The organism is Chryseobacterium sp. 2TAF14, from assembly GCF_052115105.1.
Lineage (GTDB): Bacteria > Bacteroidota > Bacteroidia > Flavobacteriales > Weeksellaceae > Chryseobacterium.
This window is the reverse complement of the sequence record NZ_JBFRGA010000008.1, coordinates 1-14245: the sequence shown is the minus strand read 5'-3', so window position 1 is coordinate 14245 and position 14245 is coordinate 1. Positions and strand designations below refer to the sequence as shown.

At 36.8% G+C, this 14245-nt stretch carries 6 protein-coding genes; 3 read left to right on the top strand and 3 right to left on the bottom strand.

Annotated features, from left to right (window positions below; all coding sequences use genetic code 11):
• Positions 1-348 precede the first annotated feature (348 nt).
• Positions 349-1581: an aminotransferase class I/II-fold pyridoxal phosphate-dependent enzyme gene (locus tag AB4Y90_RS02175; protein ID WP_441555636.1), complete on the bottom strand. Its 1233-nt coding sequence runs from the start codon at positions 1579-1581 to the stop codon at positions 349-351.
• A gap of 145 nt (positions 1582-1726) precedes the next feature.
• Here AB4Y90_RS02175 and AB4Y90_RS02170 point away from each other — a divergent pair, with 145 nt between their 5' ends.
• On the top strand, positions 1727-2185 hold the full coding sequence (locus AB4Y90_RS02170) for an Lrp/AsnC family transcriptional regulator (RefSeq protein WP_441555635.1): 459 nt from the start codon (positions 1727-1729) through the stop codon (positions 2183-2185).
• Positions 2186-2314: 129 nt separating this feature from the next.
• Here the strand turns inward: AB4Y90_RS02170 and AB4Y90_RS02165 are convergent, their stop codons facing one another.
• Together AB4Y90_RS02165 and AB4Y90_RS02160 are read right to left on the bottom strand one after the other, a co-directional pair.
• Positions 2315-3346 (bottom strand): bestrophin family protein, encoded by a 1032-nt coding sequence (locus tag AB4Y90_RS02165; RefSeq protein WP_441555634.1) that lies wholly within the window; start codon positions 3344-3346, stop codon positions 2315-2317.
• 94 nt (positions 3347-3440) lie between these two features.
• On the bottom strand, positions 3441-5513 hold the full coding sequence (locus AB4Y90_RS02160; RefSeq protein WP_441555633.1) for an alpha-ketoacid dehydrogenase subunit alpha/beta: 2073 nt from the start codon (positions 5511-5513) through the stop codon (positions 3441-3443).
• A gap of 224 nt (positions 5514-5737) precedes the next feature.
• On the opposite strand from AB4Y90_RS02160, the gene dnaE reads away from it, so the two are divergent.
• Together dnaE and AB4Y90_RS02150 are read left to right on the top strand one after the other, a co-directional pair.
• Positions 5738-10408 (top strand): DNA polymerase III subunit alpha, encoded by a 4671-nt coding sequence (gene dnaE, locus AB4Y90_RS02155; protein WP_441555632.1) that lies wholly within the window; start codon positions 5738-5740, stop codon positions 10406-10408.
• Positions 10409-10719: 311 nt separating this feature from the next.
• Positions 10720-14245 (top strand): fibronectin type III domain-containing protein (locus AB4Y90_RS02150; RefSeq protein ID WP_441555631.1); only part of this gene is annotated, 3526 nt, incomplete at its 3' end.

The following is a 14245-nucleotide window of genomic DNA, read 5'->3' as shown; positions in this document are numbered from 1 at the left end:
TTTCACAGAGCTTGAAACAAACGCTTTTTCAAATCAACTTGTTGATTCCTCTTTGCTCACTTAAAATAATAAGAAAATTTCATTAAACTTTGCGTTGAAAAAGTTAGTGTTTAACGCAAAAATTTGTTGAAATGCTGAGGTTGCTCCGTAGGAGCAAAACCTTTGTAGCAAATGATTCTCAGAAATACATTGAGCTCCGTAGGAGCGAAACTTTTCAAAGAAAAACAAGAGTTTTAATTTTGTGAGCTTTTGAAAATGCTCTAAGAATATTTCGCAAAAATATCTTTTACGGTTAAGTTAAAAACAATAAAAGCTGTCGAAATTTCAACAGCTTTTATAACAAAATAATTAGGAGAATATGGATGAAATGGTTTCATGGTTGAGAACGCCTGTTTTGAGCATGCATTCTCTCATTTTTTCGTATGTTCGTTTGATATCGTGATCGAGACCGATTGAGAATCTTATTAATCCGTCTGAAATTCCCATTGCTTCACGTTCCTCTTCAGGAATTTCTGATGAGGTCGAGCTTCCGGAGCATGAGAATAAAGTTTTGTAAAAGCCTAAACTTACCGCTAAATAACCGAGATTTTCCTGCTGCATCATTTCCATCAGCTCGTTGGCTTTTTCGGTTGTTCCTGCGTCTAAAGTAAGCAAACCGCCAAACCCGTATTCTTCGTGCATCATGCTTTTCATTAAATCATGATTCTTGTGAGATTTTAAACCGGGATAAGAAACTTTTAGCCCATCTTCTTCAAATCTTTTGGCAAGATACATCGCATTATGGCTGTGTTGTTTCATTCTGATGTGAAGGGTCCTTAAATTTTTAAGAATACTTGCAGAACGGAAACTGTCCATTGTAGGACCGAGAAGCATACAAGCACCATTATTTACGTTTTTGGTATCATTGATAAATTCCTGGCTTGCGCAATAAACTCCGCCTACAGTATCGCTGCTTCCATTGATGAATTTGGTTAAAGAATGGATAACAATATCTGCTCCCAAAAGAGTAGGAGAAATAGAAAGTGGTGAAAAAGTATTATCTACAATAAGCTTTAAATTGTGCTTTTTACAGATTTCCGAAAGTTTTCTAAGGTCGGCAACTTCCAGAAGAGGGTTGCTTACACTTTCGCAATAAATAATTTTAGTATTGGATTTTATAGAATTTTCGACAGAATCAAAATCATTGATGTCTACAAAAGAAGTTTCAATTTGAAAAGGTGGCAGAAAATTTTTCATAAAAGCATACGTTCCGCCGTAAATTGTTCTGCTCGAAATAATATGGTCACCCGATTTGCAAACCTGCATCAAAACAGAAGTAATAGCTCCCATTCCTGAAGCGGTAACATTGGCGGCTTCGGTGTTTTCCATTTTTGCCAAAGCCTCAGAAAGATAAAGATTCATCGGTGATGAATGTCTTGAGTAAAGGTAACAGCCTTCTGCATTTCCTTCGAAAGTATCAAACATCGTTTTTGCAGAAAGAAAAGTGTAGGTAGAGCTGTCAGAAATTGAAGGATTTACACCACCAAACTCTCCAAAATACTGAAGATCCTGTATCTCATTTGCTGCATTAAATTGGTCCATCTTTTTTTTTTTTAAAAATGAATATTTCTAATGCTTATAACAATTGAAATTTAAATTTTTAGAAAATAAATCTATTAAAATGTATTTTAGTAGAATTTAAGTTGGTTATATTTGCTATATTCTTAATTTCAGTAAAATATRATCTATGAACTTTGATGAAACAGACAAAAAACTGCTCCAATATTTACAGGAAGATTGCAAGCAAACCACCAAAGAGCTGTCTTACAAGCTCGGTCTGTCGGTAACTGCGGTGTACGAACGCATCAGGAAACTCGAAAATTCCGGTGTAATTTCCAGGTATGTTGCATTAGTAGACAAAACAAAAATCGACAGAAAATTTTTGATTTTGTGTCATGTGAAGTTAACGCAGCACAAAAAAGAATACGTGATGCAATTTGAAAAAGAAGTGATGAATCTGCAGGAAGTTACCGAATGCTTCCATGTAAGCGGAGATTACGATTACATCCTGAAAATCTGCCTGAAAGACATGGATGATTACAGGAATTTTATGCTGACCAAACTCACCACTTTGCAGCATATTGCAAGTACACACAGCTCTTTTACAATTTCAGAAGTGAAAAATACCACGAAAATTATTTTGTAATATAATTTTTATTTGGGCAGCTTTACCGCCCTCCGTTCCCGCTTTTTTGCCTCCGCTGCGCTCCGGCAAAAAGAGCTCCACTCAGGTCGGGCTGCGAGAGATTCGCGAATACATTAAATTTTTTTTAAACTACACTAAAACACCATTTTTAGAAGTAATCGCATCGGGTAGATCATTTTCGCCGGTCATTTGAAGAATGTCAATTTCTATTGCCCTGCAAATGGAAAGCATCGGAATATCAAACATCAAACCTTCGAAAGGATTTTCAGAATAATCACCCACGAGTTCCATAATGATATAAATCCAGCCAATCGTAATACAGAACGGGATAGAAGCCCAAATTCCCCAGTGTCCGAGTTTAGCAAACTCACTTACCAAACCTAAAGGAAGCAACATTATAAAAATAACATTGAAAACAAATGCTGTACTTGCAAACTGTCGCGGTAAGGGAAATTTTTTAATTCTTTCGGCTTGTCCCTGCAAAGTATAAAATTCGTTAAGACAATCTTGCAACTGGATCTGGTTGAATTCAGAAATCGCTTCCATATTTTTCAGCTCATTTACATCTTTCGATTGTTGGGCGATAAGGTAAGTTGCAAAATTTTTGTAATGATCTTGAAGCTCTGCTTCTTCTTCACACAAATATTTATTAAGGAAAATAGGTGTTCTTCCGTAATCTGGGAAGCCTGCTTTTATAAGGCGGTTCCGTTTTTGATCTATGTTTTTGAATTGTTCTTCTTCCACTTTGATATGTTCCCATTCTGCGGGAATCAGAAGCTGGTCTCTGAACTGGTACAACCACGCAATATGACGGTAGACAATCTTTTTTTTGCGGTCTTCAATATCAAATTTTCCTAAATTTTCATTATTGGTATCAAAAGCGTAAACCATAGACGCAAACGAACGGCTCGAGTTTACAATTCCGCCCCAGATCTTTCGGGCTTCCCACAATCTGTCGTATGCCTGATTGTTTTTAAAACCCACCAAAAATGCTTCTGCAGTACCAATCAGCGCAACGGGAACCCATGGAATAATCATCCAATCCCAATGGAAAAAATGGAAAAGTACAGCAATCAATGTACACCAAAGCGAGATCAGAATTACATGAAATCCTGATAGATTAAGAACCTGTCTGTAATTGACGTATTTTGTGGTAATCATTATGAAGGAAAAAATTTATTCACTTCAAGTTAGCAAAAAGTGTACAAAAAAACCTCCAAAATAATCAGAGGTTTAAATTTATTTTTTGCTTAAATTAATACTTCAGCATTTCTTCAATTTTTGCACTGAGCTTTTCAGCATTTGGAAGCATTTCTTTTTCCAGAACTAAATTGATTGGAACAGCAGGAGTATCAAGAGACCCCATTGTTTCTATAGGCGCATCAAGATATTTGAAACAGTTTTTAGAAATACGGTGTGCGAAAGCTTCTGCAAACGAATTATTTAACTGTTCTTCAGTAAGAACGATACATTTTCCGTGCGCTTTTACCCTTTCGAAAACCAATTCTTCATCCAGAGGAATAAGGGTTCTCAAATCAATTACCTCAATTCGTCCGTTAAAGTTTTTGGCTGCTTCTTTTGCCCAATAAACGCCCATTCCGTATGTTACCACTAATAAAGTTCTACCTTTTTCAGTTTCATTTTTATCAGCTTCAATGATTACTTTTCCTTTTCCGAAAGGTAAAATATAATCCTCCGCAGGTTCAATTGTTTTTGCATCTTCAGTTCCCGGAACTTTGCTCCAGTACAAACCTTTATGTTCCAACATTACAACAGGATTCGGATCATAATAAGCAGCTTTTAATAAACCTTTAAAATCTGCTGCATTACTCGGATAAGCGATTTTAATCCCTTTAATATTGGCTAAAATACTTTCCACGCTTCCGCTGTGATAAGGTYCGCCACCACCGTAAGCTCCGATTGGAACACGAATAAYATTGCTTACAGGGAATTTACCCTGACTTAAATAACTTGATTTTGAAATTTCCGTGATCAGCTGGTTGATTCCCGGATAAATATAATCTGCAAACTGTACTTCAACGATCGGTTTTAAACCAACTGCACTCATTCCGGTTGTAGAACCAATAATATAAGCTTCCTGAATTGCGGTGTTGAAAACCCTTTTGCTTCCGAATTTTTTACCTAAAGTTACTGTCTCACGAAAAACTCCACCAATTCTTTCTCCAACATCCTGTCCGTACAACAAGGCTTCCGGATGTTTCCACATAATTTCCTGAATGGCATGAATGGCAGCATCTACCATCACGATTTTTTCTCCGTTTTCCGGTTCACGGGTTCCCACTTCCTCAGTAATTGGAGTGGATGCGAAAATATGCTGCATCACTGTTTCAGGCTTAGGGTCTTCGGCTTTTTGAGCTTTTTCGAAAGCTTCTTCTACTTCAAGACGAGCCTTTTTAGTGATTTGTTTTAATAATTCTTCATCAACACCAGATTCAAGCAATTGATTTCTCAGGATTTCTCCGGGATCTTTCGCTCTGTGTTTTGTTAAATCTTCTTCATCTCTGTAGAATTCTCTTCTTACTCCTGAAGTGTGGTGACCAATCAAAACTGTTTTCGCACAAATAACCAAAGGTTTTCTTTCTGCTCTTACAAAATCGATGGCTTTTTTCATCACTTCAAAGCTTTCAGCAAAGTTGGTTCCGTCAACTCGCATTCTTCCCAATCCTTCAAAGCCAGCTACAAAATCATAAGCATCACAAGTTCGTGCTTCTTCTTTGGTAACCGAAATTCCCCATTCATTATCCTGAACCAGGAAAATAATAGGAAGCTGGTGTAAAGCTGCAAATTGCAAAGCCTCACTCACTTCACCTTCTGTAACAGAATTGTCTCCAAGACTACAAACAACAACAGGGTTATTTTCAAACTGCTGTAAATCAAAATCCTGAATATATTTGATTCCCTGAGCAACACCTGTTGTAGGAATCGTCTGCATTCCTGTTGCCGAACTTTGATGGATAATCTTAGGTTTGTCTTCATCCCTGCTAGAAGGGTGAGAATAATACGATCTGCCTCCGGAAAAAGGATCATCTGCTTTTGCTAATAGTTGCAGCATTAATTGATAAGGCTGAAAACCTATTCCTAAAAGAATACTTTCGTCTCTGTAGTAAGGAGACACCCAGTCTTCTTTTTTTAACTGATAAGCCGTTGCCAACTGAATAGCTTCATGACCTCTTGATGTGCTATGAACATATTTTGTAACATTTCTGTTCTCCTCATAAATATCTGCCATTGCTTTTGCAAGCATCATGTGATTGTAGGCTTTAAGCAAAATATCTTTTGAAACTTTCTCGTGAAGTGTATTTTCCATAGGAAGCAAATATACATAAAAAAACAAAACACTAACAAGTGTTAGTGTTTTAGGTAATTAAATGAATTCATTGGATTTTTTATTAAAATTTAATGAAAAACATGTATCCAGAATTACCAACAATATACATCTTGATTAGGAATGATTTATAAAAACTAATTTCAAAACACAAAAATTTGAAGTAACTTTACATTCTCTTTTTAATTAAAAGCTAGAAAAATTACATGTATTTAGTTTTTGACACAGAAACCACAGGTTTACCAAAAAATTTCAATGCTCCGCTATCAGATTCAGACAACTGGCCAAGAATGGTACAGATTGCTTGGCAATTGCATGATGATAATGGAAATTTAATTGAAAATCAAGATTATATAATAAAACCCGAAGGGTATGATATTCCCTTTAATGCTGCAAGAATTCACGGAATCACAACCAAAATTGCCAATGAAGAAGGGCGAGACCTGCAGGAGATTTTAGAAGAATTTTCTAAAGTTTTAGAACGGGTAAGAGTTGTTTCCGGGCATAATGTTGAGTTTGATTACAATATTGTCGGGGCAGAATTTTTTAGAAAAAATATCAAAGATAATCTTCAGGAAAAACCAAAAGCCGATACCATGATTTTGGGGACAAATTATTGTCAGCTTGGCGGTGGAAAAGGAGGAAGATACAAGTCTCCAAAACTGGAAGAATTATACGAAAAACTTTACGGACATAAATTTGACGAAGCACACAACGCAGCAGCCGATGTAAATGCTACAGCCCAGGTTTTCTTCGAAATGATGCGTATCGGGATAATTCCTGCAGAAGTTTTAAAAACCTCTGAAGATCAGCTGGCTTATTTTAAAACTTTACATCCAAATCCGATAAAACCTTTTGGGATTATTATCAGAAGACAGGTTGCTGATTTTAATAATAAGAAAAAACAGGCAGATGTTGGAAGTATCGATGATATTGATTTAGGAAGATATTTCAATTTCGATAATAAAAGTGTTTTTTCAACATTGACGGCGACTTCAGGGATCAATGATTTGATAAAGAAGGCAACAGAAGAAAATTTCCCGGCTGTAGGAATGGTCGATTTAGGAAATATGATGGGCGCTTTCAAATTTGTTTCTGCAGTTGAATCTGCAAATTCTGACCGCTCAAAAAAACATAAAGAATTTTTAGCAAAGAAACAGGAAGCCGAAGAAAACGGAACAGTGTTTAATGAAGAAGAACCAGCTTCCGAACCTTTAATTCCTGTTGTAGGTTGTGAATTTTATATTTCAGACCGTTACGAGCAGAAGCAATTTACAAAAGACGATCCCGACAGAAGAACACAGGTGGTTTTATTGGCAAAAGATTTTAACGGATATAAAAATTTAGCAAAACTTTCAAGTATTGGTTTCCTTAAAGGATTTTATTTCGGAGTTCCGAGGATCAGTCGTGAGCTGATTGCTGAATACAAAGAAGGTGTAATTGCTTTAACTTCAGGAATTCATGGCGATATTCCTGATGCAATTCTAAACACTGGTGAGCAAAAAGGGGAGGAGCTTTTCAAATGGTGGAAAGATACTTTCCAGGATGATTTTTTTGTTCAGATTCAAAACCATAAATTGCCGGAAGAGGAACACTTAAACGATGTTTTGCTGCATTTTGCAGATAAATATGATGTTAAAATTTTAGCCCAGAATCAAACTTTTTATACCAATAAAGACGATTCTAATATTCAGGATATTGTAAGTTGTATCAAAGATGGAGAAAAGCTGACAACACCTGTTGGAAAAGGCTTTGGCAAAAGAAGAGGTTTGGCAACCGGAGAATATTATATTAAAAATTCTCACGAGATAAAAGAGGCTTTTCTGAATTATCCCGATGCATTTGATGCGTATGAAGAGTTTACGGCAAAATTCAGTCCTTATACTTTAAAAAGGGATGTACTCTTGCCTAAATTTGATATTCCTGAAGAATTTATTCATGCTGAAGATGATATAGATGGCGGAAAGCGTGGTGAAATGGCATATTTAACTCATCTTACTTACGAAGGCGCAAAAAAAAGGTATATAGAAACAGGAATTACAGACGAAATTAAAGAGCGTCTGGATTTTGAGCTTGAAGTAATTGCCAATACAGGTTATCCAGGTTACTTTTTGATTGTACAGGATTTCTGTAACGAAGCCCGCAAAATGGGAGTCTGGGTTGGTCCCGGTCGTGGTTCTGCAGCAGGTTCTGCAGTAGCTTATTGTATCGGAATTACCAATGTTGATCCTATTAAATATGATCTCCTTTTTGAGAGATTCCTGAATCCTGAAAGGATTTCGATGCCCGATATTGATATTGACTTTGATGATGAAGGACGTGATAAAATCATCAAATGGGTAGTAGATAAATATGGTAAAAATCAGGTTGCGCAAATTATTACATATTCTGTTTTAGGTGGAAAATCTGCGATCAAAGATGCGGGAAGAGTTTTGGATGTACCGATTCCTGATACCAACAATATTGCAAAACTCATTCCGCCAAGTCCGGGAATGAATATTGCGAAAGCTTTATCAAAATATGATAAATTAAAGCCTGAAGAACAGCAGCTTGTTGATGAGATGAAGTATGTTCTCAATAATCCGGGCGATGCACGTCATGATGTTTTGTCGAGTGCGAAAAAAATGGAAGGCTGCATCCGAAATACCGGAATTCACGCTTGTGGTGTAATTATTACGCCGGAAGATGTAAGTAATCTTGTTCCGGTGACGATTGCGGCGAAAGATGCTGATATTTTGGTGTCGCAGTTTGATAACTCAGTAGCAGAAAGTGCAGGTCTTTTGAAGATGGACTTCTTGGGTCTTCGAACTTTAACAATCATTAAAGATGCCTTAAAAATCGTTAAAGCAAGGCACGGCGTTGATATTGATCCGGATTTGATTCCTTTGGATGATGCTAAAACATATCAATTATTTAAGGAAGGACGAACGGTTGGGATTTTCCAGTATGAAAGTCCGGGAATGCAAAAGTACATGAGAGAGCTGAAACCAACAGTTTTTGCCGATTTGATTGCGATGAATGCTCTTTACCGACCGGGTCCGATTAAATATATTCCAAACTTTATCAACAGAAAACATGGTATCGAAGAAATTGTCTACGATTTACCCGAAACTGAAGAATATTTAAAGGAAACTTACGGAATTACGGTGTATCAGGAGCAGGTAATGCTTTTATCTCAGAAATTGGCCAACTTTACAAAAGGTGAAGCCGATACTCTGAGAAAAGCAATGGGTAAAAAGCAGATTGAAGTTCTGAATAAAATGTACCCGAAATTTATCGAAGGTGGAAGAAAAAACAATCTCGATGAAGGTCCTTTAGAGAAAATTTGGAATGACTGGAAAGCCTTTGCTGAATATGCTTTCAACAAATCTCACTCCACCTGTTATGCTTTTATTGCGTATCAGACAGCGTATTTAAAAGCGAATTATCCCGCAGAATATATGGCGAGTGTAATGAGTAATAACATTAACAATACCGAATCAATCACAATGTTCATGGAAGATTGCAAAAGTATGGGCGTTGATGTTTTGGGACCGGATGTGAATGAATCTCAATATAAATTTTCGGTGAACGAAAAAGGGCAGATCCGTTTTGGTTTGGGAGCAATTAAAGGAATTGGGGAAGGACCGAGTGAAGGGATCACCAGAGAAAGAGCCAACGGAAGATTTAAAAATATTTATGATTTTTTCGAAAGAGTTTTGCCTTCTCAAATGAATAAGAGAGTAGCAGAAAGTTTGGTTGTGGCAGGTGCATTTGATGAATTGGATTCTTACCACAGAGGTCAGTATTTTGATATTGACATGTCGGGAAGAACCAATTTGGAAAGACTGATCAGATACGGGCAAAGCTTTCAGGAAAGCAAAAACGAGATGGAGCACTCTCTTTTTGCCGATTTTGCCGAGGAAGTTCAGATAGAGCAGCCAAAATTATTACCTTGTCCTGAATGGCCGAATATGCATAAATTAAATAAAGAAAAAGAAACAATCGGGTTTTATCTTTCTGCACATCCGCTGGATGAATTTAAATTCCAGTATCAGTTTATGCAGGGAAGTTTGTCTAAAAAAGCTGTTTTAGAAAAAGATGAAGTCGCAAAAGTGGTGATTGATGAAGTTCCGATTCTGGAAAAAGATTCTGTAGATGAAACAGCAGATTTAATCGAAATTGTGTCTGATGATGTTGTTGCAGGTGAAGAGGAGGAAATTATAGAAGAAGTTGTAAAAAAAGCAGAGCCAAAAGGTGTTTTCGGATTTTTAAACCTTGATGAGGTGGATGCTTACAAAGAACAGGCTTTTGCAAATAAGCAGGAAGAATTGTTTGAAGAAAAGAAAAAAGACTGGAAAACCCTGCAGAAAGAAAGAGAAAACGGCGGTGGCGGAAAAGAATATACAGTTGCCGGATTGATCACTGAATATGTTGTGAAAGACGGTTTCAGAAGTGGCGAAAAGGTTGCTTTTGTTACTTTGGAAGATTATTCAGGGTCGTATTCTTTCAGGTTGGGAGATCGCGATTACATGAAACTGAAAGAGAAGCTTGAAGTGCAGCGTTTTGTGATTTTGAAGATAAAATTTGCTCAGGTAAAAGATGGAAGGGTCTTCGTTAACGTGAATGATGTGATTGAATTGCAGGAAGCTTTTGAGAAATTTGCCAAAAGTATTTCGCTGGTGATGGATGTGATGGATTTCAGACCTGAAGATCTTAATTTCTTCAGGAATGTTCTGAATGAAAATCAGGGGACTCAAAAGTTTAAATTTTACATTAAAAATATTGAGGATGATACCCATATTGAAGTGCAGTCGATGAAACATTCGGTAAATCTTAACGGAGAACTGATCAAAAATATTCAGCTGCTTAATAAATATGAGTTTTATCTGAATTGATATTTGTTTATAAATTAATATGAAGGTCGCAATTTAAATAAGATTGCGGCCTTTTTATTTCATAATACTAATGAAATTTTTTTCAATAATTATTTATAATTAAACAATTACCCTATTGAATTAATAGATTAATAATTAGGGATTTACGGCTGTTTTTCAACTATAGAAATATATACCATAATTAAATGTTTGTTTAATATTTTTCATAGATATAAAAATATTGTTGGTAAATTTTTAAAAATTTAACATTTTTTTTGATGTGCAATGTTAATATTTATTAATTTAGCCCTCTAATTTTAATTTAACTGAATATGAAAAACCTCTACAAAAAATCACGACATCTTTGTCTTGGTTTGAAAAGCTTGGGATTTGCAACCCTCGCTATGTTTGGAGCTTTACAAAGCGTTAAGGCGCAGGTAAGTCTCTATACTTTTGCACAAAGCTCCGGAAGTTTTAACAGTATTGCTTCCAGTGGTACTCTTTTAGCGGGAAGTGCGGCAACAACCAGTACTACCAATGATACCTCCGGTTGGGCTGCCACAATTCCTTTTAATTTTTATTTTAACAATAACAGTTATACCTCGGTTTACGTTAAYTCTAATGGGGGTGTAACATTCGGAGCAACAACAAGTACAAGCTCGACCGTTATTTCAACATCTAGTGGATATTCTGGCGCTGTTGGTGTAATGAATAGAGATTTGTGGGGAGCTTTTGTTACTTCCGGGGTAACAACCAGTGGCTCGAATGTAATAACGAATGTTGCTTCTTTTAAAGGAATTGAAGTAGGAAAGTTATTGAATAATGTAAACGGGATCCCTGCAAATACAACTGTAACTGCTTTTGATGAAACTGCCGGTACAATCACAATGTCTGCAGCTSCTACATCGAGTTCCTCTACGGCGGTTATCAGATACGGTACGGGTAAAGTTTTAACCTCTACTGAAGGTAACGCTCCTAACAGAGTTTTTGTGATTGAATGGATTGGTTATAATGATTACAGTACATCTGCATCTGGAAGCAATTATCTTAATTTTCAATTGAGATTGGCTGAATCTACAAATACTGTTTCTGTTGTTTATGGCCCGAATTTTAATATTAACACAACTGCCAGAACAAATGAGATCGGATTAAGAGGTGCTTCTAATAGTGACTTTAATAATAGATCTGCTTCTGCAACAGGATCTTGGGCAACAACAACAGCGGGAACAACCAATTCGGCAAGTGTTCATCGTGATAATTTGATTTTTCCTGCTTCAGGACAAACATTCACATGGACTCCTCCTACATGTATAGTGCCTTCAGGAGTTACTGTTTCTAACCTTACAACAGCAACGGCAACAGTTAACTGGACTGCTCCTTTTTCGGTTCCAGCTAACGGATATGAGGTATATTATAGTACTTCTAATACTGCACCAACAGCTTCAACAGTTCTAAATTCAACAAACTCAACAACTTCAACCACTACATCTGCTTCTTTAAGTGGATTGTTACCTGGTACTACTTATTATGTTTGGGTTAGATCGGTTTGTGTTGGAACTGATAGAAGTATCTGGACAGCCGCTTCTTCTTTTACAACAAATTGTGTAAGCACGAATGCTCCTTACTCTGAGAATTTTGATACTACTGCTGTAGGAAGTTCTACAAATACTAATGCTCCAAATTGCTGGAAGTATCTTGAGCCTTCTGGTTGGGGAGGATATGGTTATGTTTATACCTATAATACATCATCACCTAATGGATATTATATTTATACAGACACTGCTACAACAGGTGGAGGAATGTTGGTTTCTCCTCCGACAACTAATTTGATGAATGGTAATAACAGAGTGAGATTTTTTGCAAATGGAGGCGGTGCAGGTTATACCATGGAAGTAGGTACTCTATCTGATCCTATGGATGCAAGTACATTTGTGGCAATTGGAAATCCGATAAGCTTAACTACAACTTTTACTCAGTATACTGTAAATATTCCAGCCGGAACAAATCAGTATTTGGCTTTTAGACACGGCGGAGGTGGTACATCTAGATCTGTACGTTTTGATGACATTAGTGTAGAGTTGATACCATCATGTTTAGAGCCAACCTCAATCGTTACATCAAATATTACTTCTGATGGTGTTACTGTTGCATGGACGGCTTCGGTTACAGTACCTGCAAACGGTTATGAATATTATTATTCAACAACAAATACTGCTCCTACGGCAGCTACGGCGGCTTCGGGAACAAGTTCTGGTGTAAGTACTTCTATATCGGGATTAACAGCTAATACAACTTATTATATCTGGGTTAGATCTGTTTGTACGTCTTCAACGAAAAGTGAATGGTCTCTTATGGCTACATTTAAAACAGCTTGTAATGTTTATGTACCAAATTATACAAATGATTTTTCAACTTTCCCTGGAGCATGCTGGACGTTAGCTAACGGAGGAACACCTTCTACAGGTCCTGGAACAGGTACGACAAACTACTGGATAGAAGACGGCTTTTTAAATAATACATCTGCAGGAGCCGCAAGAATAAACTTGTTTTCAACTGGCAGAGCAGGATGGCTTATTTCTCCTGTATTTAATTTAACAGCGGGAGGATACCAGGTGAAATTTAATTATGGTATTACAACGTATTCGGGTACGGCAACTTCTGCAATGGGTTCTGATGATGTTGTAAATGTTCTGATGTCTACTGATAATGGAGTGACATGGACGGTTATACAAACATGGAATGCTGCTAATGCACCAAATAATACTAGCAATACTTTTACTTATCCTATTGCGTCTACGTCTAATCAGGTTAAATTTGCAGTCTTTGGTTCTGATGGAACTGTCGATGATACACCTGATTATAATTTCTACGTTGATAATTTTGTTGTAGAAACAGCTCCTGCATGTGTAGCACCAACTGCTTTAACCTCAAGTACGCCAACAACTACAGAGGCGAATGTTTCTTGGACAGCATCTTTATCAGCACCAAATGAATATGATGTATATGTAGGTACAACTTCGACAGCACCTACAGCTTCTTCGACTCCTACGTATCCAGGTGTTACAGGAACAACACAGACAATTACCGGAACCTCCGGAACAACATATTATGTATGGGTGAGATCTAAATGTAGTGCTTCTGAAAATAGTATTTGGGCAGGTCCGGTATCATTTACATTGCTTACTACTCCTCCTGTTAATGATTTATGCTCTGGAGCAATTGCTTTGGTTCCAGGTGCAAATTTTGCTCAAAATGCTATAACTACTACTAATGTTGGTGCTACAACGGATGGTACAACTTCTTGTCAAACTAGCAGAGGTGATAATGTGTGGTATTCTGTAGTTGTTCCTTCAAGTGGTAGTATCACAATAGAAACACAAAGTGTTGCAGGTTCAGGTTTAATGGATACTGTACTTTCTGTTCATAGTGGTACTTGCGGATCGCTGACAAGCATTGCTTGTGATGATGATTCTTCTACAGATGGAAGTTTCTCTTTAGTTTCTTTAACAGGACAGACACCGGGAACTACGCTTTATGTAAGTGTTTGGAGATATACTGGAACTGTTGGAGGTGCTTCAACTAATGGGCAGTTCAAGCTTTCGGCTTATGACGCGAGTTTGTCAACTGCAGAATCTGTTAAGTCTAAGAATGATATCAAAGCTTATCCAAATCCATTTACTGATGTTTTGAATATTTCAGATATTTCAAATGTGAAATCTATTTCTGTAGTAGATGTATCAGGAAAATTGGTTAAAACTTTTGATAAACCAGAGTCTGTTCTTCATTTAGGAGGATTAAATTCAGGAATGTATTTAGTTGTTCTGAATATGAAAGATGGTTCTAAACAAACCATTAAAG

Excerpts from the sequence above, each read along its gene's own strand:
- AB4Y90_RS02175 (WP_441555636.1), bottom strand. The coding sequence starts at position 1,581 with ATGGACCAATTTAATGCAGCAAATGAGATACAGGATCTTCAGTATTTT.
- dnaE (WP_441555632.1), top strand. The coding sequence starts at position 5,738 with ATGTATTTAGTTTTTGACACAGAAACCACAGGTTTACCAAAAAATTTC.
- AB4Y90_RS02170 (WP_441555635.1), top strand. The coding sequence starts at position 1,727 with ATGAACTTTGATGAAACAGACAAAAAACTGCTCCAATATTTACAGGAA.
- AB4Y90_RS02165 (WP_441555634.1), bottom strand. The coding sequence starts at position 3,346 with ATGATTACCACAAAATACGTCAATTACAGACAGGTTCTTAATCTATCA.